The following is a 20,003-nucleotide window of genomic DNA, read 5'->3' as shown; positions in this document are numbered from 1 at the left end:
ACTAGACATGATTGTAAATGCTATTCAAAAAATTGGATTTTATAGCAATGATTTCTCCTTGTGTCTCAAAATATTCAATAAAACTACTAAGGAACTTAAAATATGAAAAAATTATCGTGTACAGAGACCAAGTATACAATGCTCTGGTATGTTAGATTCATTTAGAGTATTGCCTGCAACTACACACCTCCATCTTACCATATCTGTTGGTACACTTTCTGGGCGTACCATAATCTCAGCATATCCATTTACTATGCCACTTCCCCCAGCTGTACCGATATTTTTCGTAAGAGCTGCATACTCATTAACTTCAGAGTAATCACCTTCAAGGTAAAAGTTTTTATTATCTTTTTTAAAGTCCCATATTTCTTTTGCGCGTGCTGTTAATACAGACACTTCAGTAGCTATTTTTGTCTTAATTATGTAATCAGAGTATGTTGCATAACCAAGAGTTGCTAAGATAGTAATTATTGCTATAGTTATAATTAACTCAACTATAGTAAAACCATTATGTTGAGTTTTTATATTCATATAGAGGAGTAGTTTGTTTGTATGTCTTATTATTATATCTTATTTTTAGGTGAAAATAGATTAAAAAAAATATTAAAGGATAGTTTTTGTTTTACTTGGATTTGACTCCAATCGAAGCAAGTCTTTTTTCGATAGATGGATGAGTAGAGAACATATCAGACATATCTCCACTGCCTATACCAGCACTTAGTGGATCAAAGATATATGACGCACGACGGAGATTTTCATTTTTATTATGCTTATAGCTATATTGAGCTTCTGCTGTTTTACTATCGCCAGCAATCTTTAGTAGAGCATTTGCCATTGGTACATTTGTACGCATTAGCTCAACTGCTCCAGCATCTGCCATATACTCTCTTGTACGACTCAAGAATAGCATCATAAATATTGTGAAAATTTGTAACACATATCTTAAAATCATAATAATGATAAAAAATACGGCAGCATTATTGTTACGATTATTGCTGTTGCTATTATTATTGTTTCCTGAGAAAAGAGCTGAGTAAAATAAGAAATCCATAATAATAAGCATCATATTGGATAAAACCATAGTGAATAAGTTAAGCTTAATATCTTGATTTCTAATATGAGTTAACTCATGCGCCATAACAGCTTGTAGCTCATCACGGTTAAGAGCATTTGCAAGTTTTGTTGTGATAGCAACCATTGCGGACTTTTCAGAGTAACCTGATGCAAAAGCATTCATATAATTGGCATCAATTAAAAAAACCTTTGGCATATATCGCATACCCGCAGCTACTTTCATTTCTTCAACAACATTATATACACGACGAGCTAAAGGATCTTGGTTATCTGCTGAAACCTCATGATATTCAGTGCCAGATAGCATAATTTTGTCATACATACTAAAAGTGATGAATATCCAAATTACTGCTATAGCAGATATGATCATAGTAGCGTAAGGAGGTATTTGAAATGTTGCTAATGCATAAAATACTTTCGATATAGGTAGCTCAATACTATATTTACTATAGTAAGCATTCGCAAACTCACCATATCGCCAAAAGGTATCAACAAAAATTCCTAGCAGAAAAAAAACAATTAGGAATGTTGCTATGACAAAATATGTGCGATAAGTATTTTTACGAACAACTTCACGCCAGTTAACAGATCCATATTGTAGATTATCAGTATTTGACATCTTATAGTTCCACTCTAGAGTCTTCTAGTTGTTGTTTTTTCTCTTCTGAGATATTCCAGTATACAAATTCTTCATTTAGCTTCTTGAAGATATTAACTACCATCCCAGCAAAGAAGGATTTTTTATGAGCATTGTATCTTTCTATTGAGTCATTAAGAGCTTGTTTAGCAAAAGCTAATTTATTTTCAGTAGATGTAATTTCCTCTTGTAACTGAATTACGTTTTGATTAGCTTTTAATTCTGGATAGTTCTCAAATTGAACATTTATACCTTTTGCTAGATCAGAGATCTGATTTTCAGCATTTATTCTTTCTTGAATATCGCCATTTGCTTTAGCTAAATTAGCTTGGTTTCTTAGTGCTACAACTTGCTTTAGTGTTGTTTGTTCGTAGTCCATATATTTTTTAACAACATTTACTAATGAGTCAAATACTTTGGCTCTGCGATCAAGTTGTACATCGATTTGTTTTTCAGAATTTTTGACAGTTTCGATCTCTGCTATTAGTTTGTTGTAAGTCATAACTATATATACAGCAGCTATAGCTATAATTATCAGTAGAATTATTCCTATAGACATTTTATTATCTCCGTTTATTTGAATTTGTGTTACTTATGTAAAGATGACTCCAAAGTCTAAGATTTTCAAGTTTTATCTTAGCTATTTGATATCATCTTCTACAAATTTACAAAAAGCTTGTGTTAATGCGGTGTGGTATTTTTTCTCGTGAAGTAGTTTGTAGAAGTTTCTAGATAAATCGAGCTCTTTAGTTTCAAGTATGTAATATTTAGCAGTATCTAAAGCTTGAGTTGTAATTACTTCAGATATACAAGCTAAGCAGTCGCTATATGCAATATACTGCTTTATTGCTTCTGAGCTGCGTAGAGTTATAGCTTTTTTTATGCTTGATACTTTATCTTCAAGAGCATTGAAAAATATTTCAAATGTTCCAGAGCCTTGTTCTCTCATTGCCCACTCATAATCTAAAAGATCTTTTATCTTGATATTTTTTTTCTTAGTTAAAGGGTGGTCAATACGACAAATTACTTTTAGACTATCTTTTGTCCAAAGGTAAGTCTCTAATGTTTTACTATTACATTCGCCTTCTACAAAGCCTACATCACAGTTTAGTGATTCAACGCTATTTATAATTTCTTTTGTATTACCAGAAATAATTTCAAAATCTGTATCTGGATGTAACTTTCTAAACGTTGCTACATACTTTGGTAATACATAGTTAGCTATTGTGGTACTGGCACCAATAACTATTTTCCCAGATAATTGAGTGCTATTTAAGCTAAATGATTCAAACTCTTCAATTTCATCTAAAATTTTGATAGCCTTTGCTAGTAGGTTTTTACCATTATCATTTAGTTTCATTCTTTTGCCAACACGATCAAATAATGTCGTATCGAGCATGTTCTCAAGTTGAGATAGTGACATGCTTGCAGCAGCTTGTGAGATAAAACATTTTTCAGCACCAGCACTAATGGATTCAGATTTTGCAGTATTGACAAAAACTTGTAGTTGTTTTAATGTGATTCGCATATTTATATTTTAGTAATGCTTATGTTATATGATTTTATTATAAGATTTTCTGATATTCAATATAGATAAGATTTATTAAGACAGTATATTGATGATTGAGTATAATATGTTTTAGGTAAATAAATTAGGTTAGTTATGGAAAGCTTTATAAAATATAAGTGGGCAGTGGTTGGTGCAGGTCCTGCTGGTATTGCAACTATTGGGCAGTTGTTAGATAATGGTATAAATGCAAAAAATATACTTTGGATTGATCCGAATTTCAGTGTTGGTGATTTCGGTAAAAAATGGGGAGAAGTTAGCAGTAATACAACGGTAGAGTTATTTTTGAGATTTCTTAATGATATAAAATCTTTTGAGTTTGAAAAAAAGTTACAAAAATTTGCTCTAGAAAATTACGATAAACAAGGATTCTCACAGCTGAAAGATGTTGCGGAACCTTTGCAATATATCACAGACAATCTACTCCAAAAAGTTGATTACAGTATAGATACTATTGCAGAAATGAAAGTAGCCCAAGGTGTATGGAATCTCTATGGTGCAAGAGAAAACTATATGGCTGAGAAAGTTGTTTTAGCTACAGGCTCTATACCTAAAACTTTGAATATTCATAATCCTGAAACTACAAAAGAAATTGATCTTGCTACAGCATTATCGCCATCTAAGTTAAAAAAAGAGCTTATTGAAGGTGATAGGGTGGCTGTATTTGGATCATCTCATTCAGCAATGATAATTATTAGAAATTTAATTGAGCTCGGTGTTGAAGATGTTGCTAACTTCTATCGTCAACCGTTGAAGTATGCTATCAATATGGGAGACTGGATTCTATACGATAACTCAGGTTTAAAAGGTGAGACAGCTAAATGGGTTAGAAAAAATATCTCCCAAAATTTAGATAGTCGAGTCAAAAGATATTTATCAACTAGTGAAGAGATAAATAAACATTTACATGAATATAATAAAGTTATTTATGCAGTAGGTTTTGATCAAAGAATACCTTGTGTAGAGAGTATCGATGCTAGAGTTTATGATCCTACAACGGGAATTATAGCACCAGGGCTTTTTGGTGCGGGTATAGCATTCCCACGTAAAGTAACAGATCCTAATGGTAATGTTGAGCTAAATGTTGGTTTATTTAAGTTTATGAATGATATTAAGCGCTTTCTACCACTGTGGATGAGATATGATATTTAGCTTATTTTAGTAATCTGAGTGAATTTATAATTACAATCAGAGTAGCTCCCATATCAGCAGCTATTGCCATCCATAAAGTAGCTAAATCAGTTATTGCAAGAGATATAAAAATCGCTTTTATAGCAATAGCAAAAGTTATATTCTGTTTTATTATTTTTAATGTTTTCTTTGAATGCTTGATAAGCCAAGGTAGCTTTGCAATATCATCAGACATAAGCGCAATATCTGCAGTTTCTATTGCGATATCATTACCTATAGTACCCATCGCAATTCCTAAATTAGATCTTGCTAGCGCAGGAGCATCATTTATACCATCTCCAACCATAGCAATATTCTCATAGTCATTAGCTAGTTCCTCAACTTTAGCAACCTTATCTTGAGGTAGTAGCTCTGCATAGAATTTATCAATTCCAGCTTGTGTAGCTATGGACTGAGCTGTTGCAGTATTATCACCTGTAAGCATGATGGTTTGATTAATCCCAAGTTTTTTTAGTTGTTTGAGAGCATTGTTGACATTATTTTTTATCATATCTTGTATAGCAATGATACCAATAATATTTTCATCACTACCAATGAAAACCAATGTTTGACCATTATTTGCAAGTTTTATCGCTTGTGCATGAAGATCTTCATTATTACATAGTTGTTTCTCATGAGCAAAAGCATGGTTTCCAAGCCAAAAGCTACTTTCATTGACTTTACCTATTACTCCTTTACCACCTAAAACCTCAGTGTTTGTCGCCTGTGTAAACGTTATATTGTTATTTTTGGCATAGTCTAAAATAGCCTTAGCGATTGGGTGATCAATAGAACTCTCAAGACTTGCAGCTATGGTGATTAATTGTTGTTGCGAATAATTTTGTGTGATGATTATTTCTGTAATAGAAGGATTGCCTTGTGTTAATGTACCGGTCTTATCAAAGGCAATAGCTTTTAACTTGGCTGGTATTTCTATAAACTCACCACCTTTGATCAAGATTCCATTTCTAGCAGCTTTTGCCAAACTTGAAACTATTGAAATTGGTGTAGATATCACTAGTGCACAAGGGCAAGCGATAACTAGTATTACTAAAGCTTCATAGCCCCATTTAAGCCAAGATTCATTTAGTAAGAGTGGAGGGATAGTAGCTATTATAATGGCTAAAAATATCATTGTAGGAGTGTAAATCTTAGCAAACTTATCAACCCATTTCTCTGTTTTTGAGCGTTTTGATTGAGCATGTTCAATAGCTTGGATTATTTTTGCAATAGATGAGTTTTCAGCAGTGCTTGTCGTTTTTATCTCAATCGCGGAGTTTCCATTTATACTTCCTGCAAAAACTTGATCACCAATAGTTTTTTCCACAGGAATAGATTCACCTGTTATAGGTGCTTGGTTTATATAGCTATTACCTTTAAGTATAATCCCATCTAGAGCAATTCTTTGTCCTGGTTTTATTAGAAGAGTTTTGCCTGTGTTTATTTCTGCTAGAGGCTTTTCTTCAAATTGTTTATCATGACAACAATAAACTAGAGCCGTATCTGGAGTTAGTTTCATAAGCTTTGTTATCGCTGATCGGGCATTTGCGACACTCCATGATTCAAGCAGAAGTGAAAAAGCAAACAAAAAGCTTACTACGGCTGCTTCAAATAATTGACCAATAATAATTGCGCCAGTTATCGCAATTAACATTAAGAGGTTCATATCAGCATCAAGCCTTTTAATAGCAGAGATTGCTTTGGGTAAAACAAACCAGCTGCCAAATAAAATAGTTATCAAGTAAGAAGCTTGAGATATAAGAGGAACTGTTTGAGAGATGCTTTCATCACCTATAAATGCATGTACAAAGCCATGATTTATACTATGATACAAGTATGCAAAAATGATGAATACTCCACTAAGTAGTGTTGTAATTAGTCGAGAGTATTTAGTTAAAAAACTGATGTTTTGACTTTCTGTAATATGATCATCCCAAGTAGTTGCTTTTAACCCTGCTTTTTTTATTAGAGTTATAATTTCTTTTTCAGAAACATTTTGATTATCAATAGATAATTTACCGTTGAGTAGGTCAAATTGCATACTATCAGCGACGATTTTTTTACTTAATGCTTTTTTGATAATATTGACTTCTTCAATACAGTCTAATCCATATACTTTAAAGCTTTGATATTGTTTACTCATAGAATACTCTCCTTTGCATGTATCTCTGGTAAATGCTCTAGATTTTCTTGTATTAAGTTCTTGACTAGTTTTTGATCGGCTTGAATAATTTCGTCATCATTAAGAGTGTCTAGTAGCCAGTTTAACTGCTCTTTGAATGCAGAATTAAAATAAAAGTAGTGGAATCTGCCTTGTTTACGCTTATGTATAAAACCATTACGTCTAAGTATATCTAAATGTTTAGATAGTGTTGAGTTTGCAAGTTTGAAAATATGAGCTAGATGACAAAGGCATAGTTCATGCTGATATATAACCATTAGAATTCTAATCCTAGTTTCATCACCTAATGCTTTTTGAAAATCTACAATGTTTGCTAATTTCATTTTCATAAACCTATATTTCGCGAATTAACGAAATATTATCCGTAAAGTTTATTATATTCAAGTGATCTAGCAGATTTTAATTTCTTTTTTCAAAGTTAATGCTAAAATCTCTCAAATTTCTAAATTGGTGGGTTAAATGATATGTCTAAAAGAGAGATTTTTATTTTATTAACTTTAATTTTTACTATGAGTCTAAGTTATAGTTTTGGAGAATACGCTAATAAGACTTATATAGAAAATGTTGTCAAGACATTTGATTTATCAACAGATAAGAATATAAAAATACTAGACATAAAAGACCATCAACAAACTACCGATTATACTTGCGGACCATCTGCTGTTATGAGCTTGCTTAATTATTATGGAGTTCTTAAGGATTCTCAAATGGATCATCAAATGGAATTACAAATAGCTAAAGAAATGGGTACAAATGATGATTATGGTACTACAGCGCAACAGATAGCTAACTGGTTAGAAAAGCATGGTTTTGATGTGAAATATGCTACTGATGGTGATATCAAATTGATTTATGAGAGTATAGACAAAGGTGTACCTGTACTTGTAGATTGGATTGATTGGGGAGGGCACTGGACATTGGTATCGGGATATCAGAAGTTGGGAAAAACAATTGATGATGATAAAGATACATTATTTATGATTGATCCAGCAGCACATTTTAATAATGTGAAAACAGTTTATGGATTGAGTGCTATTAATCCAGATAGATTTCAATACATGTGGCAAGATTCAAAAGGTATAAAAGGAATCTATGTTATAGCACAACTAAATATTAGCTTTTACTCTGCCAATATTATTACAGGTGCTGGAAATGACTTAGATGAAAAGCTATTTATCTGATGTAAGCTATTAGAATTAGACACCGAAATAATACTAAAAATTGATACTGCCGCAAACATAATTTTTTTCATTTTTATTACCTAAAATACTTTCTAATATTTGATGTGTGTATTATCCCAGTATATTCTTATAAAGTTAAATATATTAAATGTATAAGTTTGATAACAAAAACTTATAACATATAAGTGTTTATAGTTTAACAACTATAGAGTGCAAAAGAGAAATTAGTCATAATCTATATACAAGAAAGTATTGTTTTTAATTGCTGAGCTTAATGATAATACTATTGTCATTTTTAAAAATAGAGCCTTGTTGAGGGTATACTGGTAAGTTTGTTGATATTTTTTTAGCTATATCAATTTGTTTCTCTGTAGGCATTTTGTAGTAGTCATTCAGCCAGTGGAGAAAGTAATAAACTCTATGGTTTAGATTACTTTCTTGCCATGAGCTATCAGGAAATATACTGCTAAATAAATCAAGATTGCTATTTAAGTAAAAGGGTTGGTTTATAGTTGTTTTTATAAAGTAACTATTGTCAATATGCTTTGAGGCGATGAAAATGATTGCCGTATTATATATTTTTGTGCCTATTTTATCATAGATGTTTTGGTATAAAGAATTTAGAGTTCTTTGGTTATATGCTTGTGTCATATCTTTACTGTAAGTCAAGAGACATATTTGTTTGAAGTTTATTAAAGCTATTATTATGGCTACTATTAATATTAGTTTTTTTCTTCTAAATACTTCAAAACAAACACTCGCTAGCATCGCTATACTAAGTGGTATAGTAAATAAAATTCTTAATGGCAATGGCGATATAAGGATTATTGGGAGTAATAGGGGTGTAATAATACCAATTAAAACTATAAAACTATCAAGTTTTTTAAGTTTGAACATCAATGCTAATAGTATGATATAGCATAAGCCGTAACTAATTGTAAGGCTTGAATCTAGTGTGTTTAGTATATATCTAAATAATAGACTTAATTGATTTGCTAAGTTAGTAGTATGCCAACCATCGTAAAAATTAGTAAGATAATTTGACTTACCAACAAAAAAGTAAGATATATGCGTTGTAATAAAATATAGCACTAAGGCAATTATAGCCACGAAAATGGAATAATAAAAAAAGCTAGCTACCTCTTTAGGAGTCAGATTTTTTTTGATGGAGTTTAATATCAACACAGTTATCATACCTTCTATATAGTAAACTATAAAAGATTGATATATACCCAGAGCAAAATATATCATAAGACTACTAAGTAGTATGTTAGTAAGCCAATTTTCTTTTTGGAAAAGTTGTGCTAAAAAATATACTGATAGCGAGCTTAATAAAAAACCTAGTCCTATTTCTATACTTTGGTTAACGAAATTCAGTTGAAAAATATATACCGGAGATATAAGGTAAAACAATCCGAAGATGATTGTTGATAGTTTATTGTTGCTAATGTTATTGAGTATTACTATCCAGACTATATAAGAGCAGAAGATAAAACCTAAAGCCAATATGGAATTAAAGTAAGGAATTGGTACTGTTCCAATTATCGAAACTATTAAACTAAGTACAGGTCTTCCAAGCCTTAAAAATTGTACATCTAATGGGTATAGATACTTACTATTACCTAAACCGTATGTTGCAAGCTCGGTATCAATAGATATTGTCCAAGATGCTATAAAGTATGCGTATGCAGTAATTGAGCAAAGAAGGGTAATTTTTATTACTAGATTATTTTGAATAATAACTTCTTTAAGATCTGCTAGTAGTCGTCTCATTAAATATTTGGCCACGAACTATACTTTTTTATTAGACGCAAATGTTACAATATATTCAGTAGAAAGTGAAATATAATTGATAGAGGCTAATATGAAAAAAAATATACTTGTATTAGGGGCTGGTGCTTGGGGTACTGCACTGGCATTACAGTTAGCTTATAAAGGCCACGAAGTAAGAATCAATTCTTGGAAAAAAGAGCATAATGATCAGATGCTTACAGAAGGTAATAACCAAAAATATTTACCAAGTATAGAAAAATTCCCAGATACTTTAACAGCTATACAAGACTGGAAGGCTAGTATTGATGATTTCGATGACATATTAGTCGCTACTCCAAGCTCAGGCTTTAAAAAGATTATTTTAGAGCTAAGAGACTGTATATTACCTCACCAAAATATTATTAGTGCTACGAAAGGATTTTGTCATGATACTTATGCTCTATTGAGTGAAATAGCAGAAGATATTATTCCAAATACAAAATTCGCTTTACTAACTGGTCCAAGCTTTGCCAAAGAGGTAGCTAATAAGCTTCCAACTGCTGTTGTAGTAGCATCTAAAGATATTGAATATGCTAAATATACCCAAAAACTTTTCAGCAATGAGAATTTTAGGTGTTATACAACTACTGATATTATAGGTGCTCAAGTTGGTGGTGCTGTTAAGAATGTTTTGGCTATTGCCGCAGGTACTGCTGCTGGTATGGATTTTGGTGTTAATGCTCATGCAGCATTAATTACAAGAGGTCTAGCAGAAATTAAAAAATTAGGACTTAAACTCGGAGCTAATGTTGAAACATTTATGGGCTTGAGCTGTCTTGGTGATTTGTTGCTCACTTGTTCAGACAATCAATCGCGTAACCGTAGATTTGGATACTACCTAGGTCAAGGTATGACTATAGAGGAGTCTTTACATAAAGTAAATAACGTTGTTGAAGGATATTCTACTGCTATAGCAGTGTATAAGCTTGCTCAAAAGCATGGAGTCGATATGCCTTTGGTATTTGCTACGTATAGAGTCTTATATGAGAATGTAGATCCCAAAGATATGGTCAGACAACTTATGACTAGACAGTTGAAAAATGAAAATTAATCTCCTCCAGCTGCTTGCTTAGGTACATAGTCTTTTAGATTTGTCTGTTGCATTTTTACTTTTGTATTAAATGCATAATCTCCTACTTTAACGAATGGTTTGACAAGTATAGAATTTTCCCATAGTGAATTATCTTTTACAGAGTCGAAAGAATTAAGTGTTGAGCAGGCAATTGCAAATATAAAGCCAAAACGCACTAAAGCTATAAAAAATGCTAAAAGTGTATTTGATAAGCTTTCCTTTTCTTTGTTATTGCGCATAAATACTTTCATTACACCAAAGATTATGAGATATGCACAGACTAGAACTAATATGAATGATACAACATAGGCTGTTGGAGGATCTTCTATTAATGAATTGATGTACGCAAGTTGTACCTTTTGAGCTAAGATACCTGACATTATTACGGCAAATACCATTAGTATTAATAGTACTATGTTTTTAAAAAGTCCTTTGACAGCTGCAAATAGACTTAATATTAAAATTACGATTACCAACAAAATATCTAAAAAATTAATACTTGCTAAAAATTCCATTTTCTATCCTGTTATTATGTCTTTAATTTGATTCAGTTTTGTTATGCCGATGACCTCAACGCCTTCTGTTTTTAGAGATTTTGAAAAATTTGATTGAGGTATGATGATTTTTTTAAACCCATGTTTTTTTGCCTCATTTATTCGTTCTACACCATACGGAATCGGTCTAATTTCGCCTGATAAGCCAACTTCACCCATTATAAGCATATCATCAGGAATCTCAATTTCTTTGATACTAGAATATATAATCAGTATTAGCGCTAAATCAATGCTTGTTTCATTAATCTTTATACCGCCGACAACATTTAAAAATACATCCTTATCATATAAATCAATATGCATATAGCGTTGAATAACTGCTAGTATCATTGCTAGACGGTTACTATCAATACCTACACATAATCTTCGAGGAGGCTGATTGATATTTTTGTCGACAACTAATGATTGTAGCTCAACAAGTAGAGGACGTGTACCTTCCCAAACTGAAACTATAACACTACCGATTAAGTTTGAACGACCATTATTTAGAAATATTGCCGAGGGATTCTTAACTTCTTTCATTCCTTTATCAGTCATTGCAAAGACACCGATTTCATTTACGGCACCAAACCTGTTTTTTAAGGCACGCATCATTCGGTATCTGCCGTTGTCTTGGGACTCTATAAATATTACAGCATCAACTATGTGCTCTAATACCCTTGGTCCTGCAACCTCTCCAGATTTAGTGACATGTCCTACCAAAAAAACAGATATTTGATATTGTTTTGCAATTTGAGTAATATACGCTGCCGATTCTCTTACTTGTGATACACCACCAACCATAGATGATATATCAGGGTTATACATTGTTTGGATTGAGTCTACTACAACCACTTCTGGTTTATGCTCTATCATATAGCTAGCGATTTGCTCTATGTTTGTCTCACACATTACTAGTAGATTATCTTTTGGAAGATTTAATCTTTCTGCTCGTAGCGCTATCTGTTCAAGAGACTCTTCACCACTGACATATAGAACTTTCTTTTGTAAAGATAAAAAAGACATGATTTGTAGAAGTATCGAAGATTTGCCTATACCTGGCTCCCCTCCAACCAGTGTTACAGACCCCTTAACAATTCCTCCACCTAGGACTCTATCAAATTCGGATATATGCGTAGACATTCTAGAGTGCTCTTTGCCTTTGATATCAGCTAGTGCTGTAGCTTTTGAAATGCTGCCAGCAAAACCAGATCTAGCTACGGGTGTTTTTTTTGAATCAGGTTTAATTTCTTCAACAAAAGTGTTCCATTGATTACAGCTGTGACACTGTCCTTGCCATCTAGGAGAAGTAGCTCCACACTCTTGACAAATAAATATAGTTTTTTGCTTAGCCATAGCTTAATTTACTTTGCCTTATAACCTAATAAGTACTTAGATAGTACTCTTTCTGTTTCGGAGGCATTAGGACCAATGAATTGTACAATATAGCGATATTTTTCTGGATTCTTATCATTAACTGTAATACTTGGTGGGAATACGGAAATAACTTGAGCCTCACAACCTACTTGTTCCTTTAGTTCAGATAATGTTACAGACACTCTTACTATATCATGTAAATATAATAGTTTAGAGCTACTAATTTCTATTCCACCATTTTTAATAAGTTTTACGAAGTGGTTATATAGCTGTTCACGTTGATCAAACATATATTCTTTCTCAAACTTAATATCATCTTCACTATAGTCAACATCTGAGTGTCCTTCTACAATTTCACTAGATTCACCTTCATCTTTTATTTCGACTTGATCATTGTCTATATTATTTTCATCTAGGACTTCGCTACTTTCATCATCTTCATCAATAAGTTCAGGATCTATGTCAAGTCCTTTATTATCTCCAAGATCAATTTCAATAATATTTACATTTTCATCATCAATATCATCATCTACTTCATATTCATCAGTAGTATTATCAGCTAAATCATTTTCAAAATCATTTTCAAAATCATCTTCTTGTAAAATATCATCAGATAGGTCATCTAAACTTTGTTGAGACTTTTGTGGTTTTTGACCTAACATTCCACCACGAGGATTGCTTTTAGTATTAGCTTTTTTTTGACTATTCGAAGAGCCTTTCTTTAGAAGGTCTAATCTACTCATTTTATATGCCTCCTAGCCTTTAAGCGAATTTTTCTATAAATGAAATATGAAATGCTAGAAATAAGAATAAGGATAAGTATAGATAGAAATTTGTGTTCATATATCCAGTGTTTGATATCAGCTTTATCTACTAGCTGTAATAAAGCGTTGCCAAAAATATATCCTAAAGAGATATATATAGTTGACCAAATAAAGCTACTGATAGCATCTAAAGTCATAAATTTAAATCTTTTTACTTTGCTAATACCTACAATCAAAATAGTAACTGTTCTTAAACCATATAAAAACCTTATGCTTAGAATTGCTAATGTTTCATGCTTGTCTAAGATTGCTAAAGCTTTTTGGGCTTTGTAATGCCATGAAGCTTTTTTTGTTAAGATTCTTTCGCCCATAAGCTTAGAAACTGTAAAAATAGTATTGTCATGAAGTATAGCACCAATTGTAGCAGCTAATATAACTAGGGGATAACTAAACATTGCAGCAGCTGTGGCGATGCCAACCATAATAAGAAATATCTCTCCTTCAATAAAGACTGCCAATATTACCGCCAAATATCCCCATTCCATTAGGAGATTCCAAAATTCAGCCTGTGTCATGGTTATTTCCCGTAAGAGTTAGTGATTAGTAATTCATCAACCAAAACTAGTGCAAGCATAGCTTCAGCTATAGGAACACCTCTAATGCCGACACAAGGGTCATGTCTACCTTTTGTGATAACTGTAGTATCATTACCATTTACATCTATACTTTTACCAGGTTGTAAAATGCTTGATGTTGGTTTGAATGCAAGCTTAGTAATTATGTCTTGCCCTGTAGAAATTCCACCTAAGATTCCACCGGCATGGTTTGTTAAGAAACCTTGATTTTGAGTTATTTCATCGCGATGTTCACTACCTTTTTGAGCAACACAGTCAAAGCCATCACCGATACTTACAGCTTTTACAGCATTTATACTCATCATAGCGTAAGCAATAGTAGCGTCAAGCCTATCAAAAACTGGTCTGCCAAGTCCTGCTTCTAAGCCAGTAGCGATGACTGTAACCTCTGCACCAATCGAGTCTCCTTGCTTACGAATATTGTGAATTAAGCTTTCACAATTTGTAATAGCATCTCTATTCGCTATGAAAAATGGATTTTCATTAATAAAGTTTTTTTCTATAAAGTTGATCTTAAGATCACCAATTTTGGAGCAGAAACCAAAAACCTCAATACCATTATGTTTTAGTATTTTTTTTGCTATTGCACCAGCTGCAACACGCATTGCTGTCTCTCTAGCAGAAGACCTTCCTCCACCACGATAGTCACGAATCCCATACTTTTTGAAATATGTATAATCAGCATGGCCTGGGCGAAATTTATCTTTTATTTCACCATAATCTTTTGATTTTTGATCTTGATTCTTTATTATTAGACCTATCGGTGTTCCAGTTGTTTTGCCTTCAAAAACACCTGAGATGATTTTAACCTCATCAGGCTCTTTACGTTGAGTTGTGAATTTTGATTGACCTGGCTTACGCCTATCTAGCTCAAATTGTATATCTGCCTCACAGAGAGGGATATTACTTGGGCAACCATCGATAATTGCTGCAAGTGAATCACCATGGCTCTCGCCACATGTCGTTACTGTAAAAATTTTACCGAAAGTATTTCCTGACATACTTAATAATAATATATGATGTATTTTTTTATGATAGCATAAATGATGAGTAAATTTAGCTAATCTAATCTTGATTTTAGATAAAAACTTTTTTGGCTATTAAGATGTAGTATTAAACTTGATTGAATTATTTTTTTGTTCTGTAGTTGGTTTAAACTAGCTTCGAAGAGTTTCTGTATAGTAATTTCTGAAAAGCTAATAAAGGTATTGTTACAGATATTGCAATTAATCCGAGTTTTATGATCAAAGGGGATGAGAGTAAGAAACTGTTTATTAAGTGACATAAAGATCCTAGCCATGCCAGCACAATAAATAACAAGCAGTACCCTGTAAAATGTTTTTGCTTGTAGTTTTTGTATGTCTGAGGTAACCAATATACAAAGCATATTGAGACAGAGATGATAGTTGTAATCATATATATAGCACTAGGCTTATATCGAATTGCTAATATTGCAATTGTAATAAGCATAACAAAAATTAAATTAATTACTTCGGGCATTCTTTTATTGTTAAAAGATATCTGTAATTGTTGTACTGTGATTCCAATTAGATAGCCTATAGAGATAACAAGTAGCCTCCAATCGAGATTTAAGTCTACTATTTGTACAATGCAGCAAAGAGTGAATATGAGCATGCTAAACTGAGTAAGCATACTTATATTATCTAGAGATTTCTTATTTTTTGCATTGTAAATGATTTGAGGAACAAACTGTATTAAATATATTATAAGCGATATGTTTAAGATTAATTCGCTAAGCTCTTGAGTGTTGGTTGATAGTTCCATATAAAAGTAATAAATAATCAAATTCTAAAGTTAATAATATTCTATTTAATTATATGTTTGTAATTGATTAAAATCCACCTGTTTAGATAAGTACTATGTTTATTGTGAAGATGGTTTTTTATAATAGAATTTTTGTATTAAAAGAATAGTTATTGCAGGCAAAATGATTAGTGCATTTGGTGTAAATGTAGGTTCTGATAAAAGCATAAAGCTACTAGCAATATAAAGACTGGTCCCAATCAGTGCTATTAAGACAAAGCTTAAGCAAAAACCATCTGCTCTTTTTTGTTTATAATTCTTATAAATTTGCGGTAGCCAATAAAGTGTATTTACAGTAAATCCAACATATTCTATTAAATTATAGATACTGTCATTATCCGATCCCATAGCAAGTAGTGCAATTGCAAATAGAATGATAAAGCTAAAGTTAATTATCTCTGGCAATTTTTTGCAAAAAATGGATATTTGTAATTGTTGTATAGACACTCCTATAAGGTAGATTATAGCAACACTAGCATATTGCCACTCATATCCAAAGCTAATAGTTTGGATAATATCACATAGTACAGTGATAAATATTCCAAGTTGTGTCAACATGCTAATGTTAGATAAAGAGTTTTTGTTTCTTACATTGTGAATGATTTGGGGTATGAACTGGATGCAATAAAGCAAAATGGAAATATTGAAAATAAGTTCTCCAAAAAATGGATTGTTCATTATCCCTACTCCAGTTTGAATACTACATAATTTTATAGTAGCACTTATTTATTTTTTAATAAATAACTATGCTTATATTGAGATACTTATTTAAACAGATATAAATACTTACCATAACCCTCACTCTTCATCTCATCTTTAGGGATAAATCTTAAGGCTGCAGAATTCATACAATATCTTTTACCAGTAGGTTGCGGACCATCATCAAAAACATGACCTAAATGGGATCCTCCATACTTAGATAGGACCTCTGTTCTATTCATAAACCAACTATTATCACTCTTCGTTTCTATGAATGAGTTATTTATGGGTTTTGTGAAGCTTGGCCACCCAGTTCCAGAGTCATATTTGTCTGTTGAGCTAAATAGAGGTTCGCCAGAAACAACATCTACGTATATACCTTGTTTATGATTGTCCCAGTATTTGTTGTTAAATGCTCTTTCAGTGCCACCTTTTTGTGTCACATAGTATTGTTGCTTATTTAGATTAGCTAAGGCTTTTTGTTTATCAAAATTTTGCCAACTAGGTGTATCTGCAAAGCTAACTAATGGAATAATCATAAAAATGATTGATAGTATTTTGTTCATAAAAGTTCTCCTCTTAGCTATATACTTTAGATTATATATATTTTTATAGTTGATAACATTAATTGCAATTTAAACTCTAGATTAAAAAAATAAATATTTGTATGATTATTTGTGTATGAACTACAATTTTTAGAGGTATATAAAATGTATAATTTTTATAAATTATTAGGTGTCAGTATGTTTACGTTTTTGTTAGCGGATTGTTCACTTCTGCCTGGGAAGAAGCCTTATGATCGTGGCCATGATTTTGAATTGATTGTGCATATGAAAGATGTTAAAACTCAAAAAGAAGTGGGCACGGTTACAATATCTCCTTACATTCATGATGGTAAGCAAGAGGGTATGCTGATTACCCCTTATTTATATAATCTGCCAGCATCAAGCGTACACGGGATGCATATCCATATTAATCCTAGTTGTGATAATGGTGGTATGGCTGCAGGAGGGCATTGGGATCCTGATAATACTGGTAAACATCTTGGTCCTTATAATGACAATGGACATAAAGGGGATTTACCAGAATTGGTTGTAAATGCAGATGGTACAGCGACTGAGCCTGTGGTAGCGCCAAGACTAGATTCTTTAGAAGAACTAGAGGGTCATAGTTTGATGATTCATGAAGGTGGAGATAATTATTCAGATACTCCAAAACCTCTAGGTGGTGGAGGTGCTAGGATGTGGTGCGGAGTTATTACGGATTAGGCTATGAGTTATGAGGTTATAGCTAGATTAAGCTTTTTTCTGTTGATTCTTTTTGGGATTTCTATTTGGGAGATTGTCGCTCCCATGCGCAAGCTAAAGATTTCTAAAGCCTCTCGTTGGTATAATAATCTACTGCTAGTATTTTTGGATACTTTAATATTAAGAATCTTATTTCCTACAGCTGCTGTTGGAGTAGCGATATTTTGTCAGCAATATAATTTAGGGTTATTGAATCTTTTTGATATGCCTGTTTTGTTTAAGATTGTAGTAGCTTTTTTAGCTCTAGATTTTACGATATATCTTCAACATGTTCTATTTCACTATTTACCATTGTTGTGGAGATTTCATAAAGTTCATCATATTGATTTAGATTATGATGTCACTACAGGGCTACGTTTTCATCCTGTTGAGATAGTTTTGTCAATGTTAATAAAATTTATGGCGATACTTCTTATAGGAGCACCTGTGTTAGCAGTTATCATTTTTGAAATTGTTCTAAATGGTACTTCGTTGTTTAATCATGGTAATATTCGCTTACCAAAATCGTTTGATGAATTGTTGAGATTGTTTATGGTAACACCAGACACCCATAGGGTACATCACTCTACAATACCATCTGAAACAAACTCTAACTTCGGATTTAATCTAATTTGGTGGGATAAGATTATGGGAACTTATATCGCTCAACCTAAGAAAGGGCATATTCAAATGGATATAGGGTTAAGTAATTATAGAGATTCTAAAGTTACTCAACCTCTTTTAAGTATGCTTAAAATACCTTTTTCAAAAAAATAGGCTCTTTAATTATCTTTGTACTCTTTCTTTTTGAGATAAAAAAGTACACACAACAAGGGATAAACATCGCTGGAGCACCAAAGTAGAAAGCTCCTCTTATATCTTCGTTAAATAATGTTAGTGCTAAGCATAATACTTGTATCCAAATTCCAAAAAGAGGTATATAGGGGAATAAAGGTGTTTTGAATATCATTTTTTCAACCGCATTTTTTTGCATGATTTGTTTTCTAAAGTTATATTGCGACCAACATATACAAATCCAGCAAATAGTAGCTGTGAAGCCTGACATAGCAAGTAAGTTTGTAAATGCAGCAGAGGCAGATAGTTTGAATGAAAGTATCAAAAATATCCATATCCCAGCTATACTGACATAAGCGGCATAATGTGGTATTGAAGAGCTATTTAAGCTTCTAAAAATACTAGGAGCCATTCTCATTCTAGATAGCCCATATAGAGAGCGGACAGCTGCATAGAAGCCACTATTTGCACATGAAAATGCAGCTACAAGTACTACAAATGCAAATGCTCCGGCAAACTTGTCAAGATGATAGTGTTGTAGTGCTGTAGCAAATACAGAGTTACTTAAACTCATCTGTTGCCAAGGAAAAATTGTTGCTAATAGGAATACTGGTATTACATATAATCCTACAATTCTTATTGCTACATGTTTAGCAATTTTAGGCATTTGCTTTCCTGCATCACTAGATTCACTTGCAGCTAATCCAATGATTTCAGAGCCTTGGAAATTTACTAGTAATATGACCATTGTTGTGATTAGGATTAATTTTCCTTTGGGAAAAAAACCCTCTTCACCAATGATATAAGTGCTACCTAGTACACCACCAGTATTATTATTGATAATATTAAAAAATATAAGTATAGCTACTACACTAAACAAACCAAGAGCGATGATTTTTATAAGAGCTAACCAGAACTCAATCTCACCAAAAAGCTTAACTTTTGTAAGGTTTATGATTGTTATAAATAGCCCAAACAGAGTTGCCCACAGATAAGTTGGTACAGAAGGTAAAAATGTATGCATGATTATTCCGCCAGCTATACATTCCGAAGGAATATAAATTATCCAGTTAAGCCAGTATGACCAGCCCATACCACATGCTATCGAAGGAGAGACGTATTTTGCTGTATAGTGGATAAATGAACCAGAATTTGGCGAGTTTGCCGTTAACTCAGCTAAGCATAGGGTAACACAGTACACTATGATACCTGCTAATATATAAGCAATGATAGCTGCTGGACCAACTTCTGATAGGACATATCCTGTACCTAAAAAGAAACACGAACCTATGATGCCGCCAAGAGCTATTAGCTCAATGTGGCGAGGTTTTAGAGTTTTAGCTAATGCCATAACACCACCTCCAAAAAAGTTACACAAAGTACCTGAAAATACAG

At 32.5% G+C, this 20,003-nt stretch carries 20 protein-coding genes and 1 pseudogene; 5 read left to right on the top strand and 16 right to left on the bottom strand.

Annotated elements, in window-relative coordinates; translation table 11 throughout:
• Positions 1–111: 111 nt before the first annotated feature.
• The 4 genes from F3D57_RS04165 to F3D57_RS04150 form a co-directional block, all read right to left on the bottom strand.
• The gene (locus F3D57_RS04165) at positions 112–531 is read right to left on the bottom strand and encodes a prepilin-type N-terminal cleavage/methylation domain-containing protein (protein ID WP_150465308.1); all 420 of its coding nucleotides are present in this window, start codon (positions 529–531) and stop codon (positions 112–114) included.
• Positions 532–622: 91 nt separating this feature from the next.
• Positions 623–1,693, bottom strand: a complete 1,071-nt coding sequence (gene htpX, locus F3D57_RS04160) for a zinc metalloprotease HtpX (RefSeq protein ID WP_150465307.1) — start codon at positions 1,691–1,693, stop codon at positions 623–625.
• Position 1,694: 1 nt separating this feature from the next.
• Positions 1,695–2,270 carry a LemA family protein gene (locus F3D57_RS04155; RefSeq protein WP_012279935.1) on the bottom strand — a complete coding sequence of 192 codons (576 nt, stop codon included), beginning with the start codon at positions 2,268–2,270 and terminating at the stop codon, positions 1,695–1,697.
• 81 nt (positions 2,271–2,351) lie between these two features.
• Positions 2,352–3,239 carry a LysR substrate-binding domain-containing protein gene (locus tag F3D57_RS04150; RefSeq protein WP_150465306.1) on the bottom strand — a complete coding sequence of 296 codons (888 nt, stop codon included), beginning with the start codon at positions 3,237–3,239 and terminating at the stop codon, positions 2,352–2,354.
• 135 nt (positions 3,240–3,374) lie between these two features.
• On the opposite strand from F3D57_RS04150, the gene F3D57_RS04145 reads away from it, so the two are divergent.
• Complete coding sequence (locus tag F3D57_RS04145) at positions 3,375–4,430, top strand: FAD-dependent oxidoreductase (protein ID WP_150465305.1); 1,056 nt, start codon at positions 3,375–3,377, stop codon at positions 4,428–4,430.
• A gap of 1 nt (position 4,431) precedes the next feature.
• Here F3D57_RS04145 and F3D57_RS04140 read toward each other — a convergent pair whose 3' ends face one another.
• Positions 4,432–6,591: a heavy metal translocating P-type ATPase gene (locus F3D57_RS04140; RefSeq protein ID WP_150465304.1), complete on the bottom strand. Its 2,160-nt coding sequence runs from the start codon at positions 6,589–6,591 to the stop codon at positions 4,432–4,434.
• Positions 6,588–6,953, bottom strand: coding sequence for an ArsR/SmtB family transcription factor (locus F3D57_RS04135; RefSeq protein WP_150465303.1), 366 nt, complete (start codon positions 6,951–6,953; stop codon positions 6,588–6,590). The genes F3D57_RS04140 and F3D57_RS04135 overlap by 4 nt, the downstream gene beginning before the upstream one ends.
• A gap of 141 nt (positions 6,954–7,094) precedes the next feature.
• On the opposite strand from F3D57_RS04135, the pseudogene F3D57_RS04130 reads away from it, so the two are divergent.
• A pseudogene (locus tag F3D57_RS04130) lies at positions 7,095–7,733 on the top strand (C39 family peptidase); the annotation flags it as partial.
• A gap of 336 nt (positions 7,734–8,069) precedes the next feature.
• Here F3D57_RS04130 and F3D57_RS04125 read toward each other — a convergent pair.
• A complete protein-coding gene (locus tag F3D57_RS04125; protein WP_150465302.1) occupies positions 8,070–9,584 on the bottom strand; it encodes a glucosyltransferase domain-containing protein in 1,515 nt (504 codons plus the stop codon).
• Positions 9,585–9,675: 91 nt separating this feature from the next.
• Here F3D57_RS04125 and F3D57_RS04120 point away from each other — a divergent pair, with 91 nt between their 5' ends.
• Positions 9,676–10,674 (top strand): NAD(P)H-dependent glycerol-3-phosphate dehydrogenase, encoded by a 999-nt coding sequence (locus F3D57_RS04120; protein ID WP_146421828.1) that lies wholly within the window; start codon positions 9,676–9,678, stop codon positions 10,672–10,674.
• Here the strand turns inward: F3D57_RS04120 and F3D57_RS04115 are convergent.
• The 8 genes from F3D57_RS04115 to msrB form a co-directional block, all read right to left on the bottom strand.
• Complete coding sequence (locus tag F3D57_RS04115; RefSeq protein ID WP_044525650.1) at positions 10,671–11,210, bottom strand: CvpA family protein; 540 nt, start codon at positions 11,208–11,210, stop codon at positions 10,671–10,673. The two genes, F3D57_RS04120 and F3D57_RS04115, sit on opposite strands and share 4 nt — an antisense overlap.
• Before the next feature lie 3 nt (positions 11,211–11,213).
• On the bottom strand, positions 11,214–12,584 hold the full coding sequence (gene radA, locus F3D57_RS04110; RefSeq protein ID WP_150465301.1) for a DNA repair protein RadA: 1,371 nt from the start codon (positions 12,582–12,584) through the stop codon (positions 11,214–11,216).
• An 8-nt stretch (positions 12,585–12,592) separates the two neighbouring features.
• Positions 12,593–13,348 (bottom strand): PilZ domain-containing protein, encoded by a 756-nt coding sequence (locus F3D57_RS04105; protein WP_150465300.1) that lies wholly within the window; start codon positions 13,346–13,348, stop codon positions 12,593–12,595.
• Positions 13,345–13,944 (bottom strand): DedA family protein, encoded by a 600-nt coding sequence (locus F3D57_RS04100; protein ID WP_041263593.1) that lies wholly within the window; start codon positions 13,942–13,944, stop codon positions 13,345–13,347. The genes F3D57_RS04105 and F3D57_RS04100 overlap by 4 nt, the downstream gene beginning before the upstream one ends.
• 2 nt (positions 13,945–13,946) lie before the next feature.
• On the bottom strand, positions 13,947–15,005 hold the full coding sequence (gene aroC, locus F3D57_RS04095; RefSeq protein ID WP_150465299.1) for a chorismate synthase: 1,059 nt from the start codon (positions 15,003–15,005) through the stop codon (positions 13,947–13,949).
• Positions 15,006–15,156: 151 nt separating this feature from the next.
• Complete coding sequence (locus tag F3D57_RS04090) at positions 15,157–15,789, bottom strand: PQ-loop domain-containing transporter (RefSeq protein ID WP_150465298.1); 633 nt, start codon at positions 15,787–15,789, stop codon at positions 15,157–15,159.
• 99 nt (positions 15,790–15,888) lie between these two features.
• The gene (locus F3D57_RS04085) at positions 15,889–16,506 is read right to left on the bottom strand and encodes a PQ-loop repeat-containing protein (RefSeq protein WP_150465297.1); all 618 of its coding nucleotides are present in this window, start codon (positions 16,504–16,506) and stop codon (positions 15,889–15,891) included.
• A gap of 86 nt (positions 16,507–16,592) precedes the next feature.
• Complete coding sequence (msrB, locus tag F3D57_RS04080) at positions 16,593–17,093, bottom strand: peptide-methionine (R)-S-oxide reductase MsrB (RefSeq protein WP_150465296.1); 501 nt, start codon at positions 17,091–17,093, stop codon at positions 16,593–16,595.
• Positions 17,094–17,237: 144 nt separating this feature from the next.
• Between msrB and F3D57_RS04075 the strand changes: the two genes are divergently transcribed.
• Complete coding sequence (locus F3D57_RS04075; protein ID WP_150465295.1) at positions 17,238–17,795, top strand: superoxide dismutase family protein; 558 nt, start codon at positions 17,238–17,240, stop codon at positions 17,793–17,795.
• Between the two features lie 3 nt (positions 17,796–17,798).
• Entirely contained in the window at positions 17,799–18,590 is a 792-nt protein-coding gene (locus F3D57_RS04070) for a sterol desaturase family protein (protein WP_150465294.1), read from the top strand.
• Here the strand turns inward: F3D57_RS04070 and F3D57_RS04065 are convergent.
• Positions 18,565–19,959: an amino acid permease gene (locus tag F3D57_RS04065; RefSeq protein WP_150465293.1), complete on the bottom strand. Its 1,395-nt coding sequence runs from the start codon at positions 19,957–19,959 to the stop codon at positions 18,565–18,567. The genes F3D57_RS04070 and F3D57_RS04065 overlap by 26 nt on opposite strands.
• Positions 19,960–20,003 lie beyond the last annotated feature (44 nt).

The organism is Francisella sp. SYW-2, assembly GCF_008711475.1.
In the GTDB taxonomy this organism is placed as follows: domain Bacteria; phylum Pseudomonadota; class Gammaproteobacteria; order Francisellales; family Francisellaceae; genus Francisella; species Francisella salimarina.
The sequence above is the reverse complement of the archived record's forward strand: the minus strand, read 5'-3'. Positions and strand labels throughout refer to the sequence as shown.

What these genes read in the sequence shown, in the direction of transcription:
- aroC (WP_150465299.1), bottom strand. Translation starts at nt 15,005, where the DNA reads ATGTCAGGAAATACTTTCGGTAAAATTTTTACAGTAACGACATGTGGC.
- F3D57_RS04090 (WP_150465298.1), bottom strand. Translation starts at nt 15,789, where the DNA reads ATGGAACTATCAACCAACACTCAAGAGCTTAGCGAATTAATCTTAAAC.
- F3D57_RS04065 (WP_150465293.1), bottom strand. Translation starts at nt 19,959, where the DNA reads ATGGCATTAGCTAAAACTCTAAAACCTCGCCACATTGAGCTAATAGCT.
- F3D57_RS04165 (WP_150465308.1), bottom strand. Translation starts at nt 531, where the DNA reads ATGAATATAAAAACTCAACATAATGGTTTTACTATAGTTGAGTTAATT.
- F3D57_RS04105 (WP_150465300.1), bottom strand. Translation starts at nt 13,348, where the DNA reads ATGAGTAGATTAGACCTTCTAAAGAAAGGCTCTTCGAATAGTCAAAAA.
- F3D57_RS04115 (WP_044525650.1), bottom strand. Translation starts at nt 11,210, where the DNA reads ATGGAATTTTTAGCAAGTATTAATTTTTTAGATATTTTGTTGGTAATC.
- F3D57_RS04125 (WP_150465302.1), bottom strand. Translation starts at nt 9,584, where the DNA reads ATGAGACGACTACTAGCAGATCTTAAAGAAGTTATTATTCAAAATAAT.
- F3D57_RS04070 (WP_150465294.1), top strand. Translation starts at nt 17,799, where the DNA reads ATGAGTTATGAGGTTATAGCTAGATTAAGCTTTTTTCTGTTGATTCTT.
- F3D57_RS04100 (WP_041263593.1), bottom strand. Translation starts at nt 13,944, where the DNA reads ATGACACAGGCTGAATTTTGGAATCTCCTAATGGAATGGGGATATTTG.
- F3D57_RS04140 (WP_150465304.1), bottom strand. Translation starts at nt 6,591, where the DNA reads ATGAGTAAACAATATCAAAGCTTTAAAGTATATGGATTAGACTGTATT.
- msrB (WP_150465296.1), bottom strand. Translation starts at nt 17,093, where the DNA reads ATGAACAAAATACTATCAATCATTTTTATGATTATTCCATTAGTTAGC.
- F3D57_RS04085 (WP_150465297.1), bottom strand. Translation starts at nt 16,506, where the DNA reads ATGAACAATCCATTTTTTGGAGAACTTATTTTCAATATTTCCATTTTG.
- F3D57_RS04145 (WP_150465305.1), top strand. Translation starts at nt 3,375, where the DNA reads ATGGAAAGCTTTATAAAATATAAGTGGGCAGTGGTTGGTGCAGGTCCT.
- F3D57_RS04075 (WP_150465295.1), top strand. Translation starts at nt 17,238, where the DNA reads ATGTATAATTTTTATAAATTATTAGGTGTCAGTATGTTTACGTTTTTG.
- F3D57_RS04135 (WP_150465303.1), bottom strand. Translation starts at nt 6,953, where the DNA reads ATGAAATTAGCAAACATTGTAGATTTTCAAAAAGCATTAGGTGATGAA.
- htpX (WP_150465307.1), bottom strand. Translation starts at nt 1,693, where the DNA reads ATGTCAAATACTGATAATCTACAATATGGATCTGTTAACTGGCGTGAA.
- F3D57_RS04155 (WP_012279935.1), bottom strand. Translation starts at nt 2,270, where the DNA reads ATGTCTATAGGAATAATTCTACTGATAATTATAGCTATAGCTGCTGTA.
- F3D57_RS04150 (WP_150465306.1), bottom strand. Translation starts at nt 3,239, where the DNA reads ATGCGAATCACATTAAAACAACTACAAGTTTTTGTCAATACTGCAAAA.
- F3D57_RS04120 (WP_146421828.1), top strand. Translation starts at nt 9,676, where the DNA reads ATGAAAAAAAATATACTTGTATTAGGGGCTGGTGCTTGGGGTACTGCA.
- radA (WP_150465301.1), bottom strand. Translation starts at nt 12,584, where the DNA reads ATGGCTAAGCAAAAAACTATATTTATTTGTCAAGAGTGTGGAGCTACT.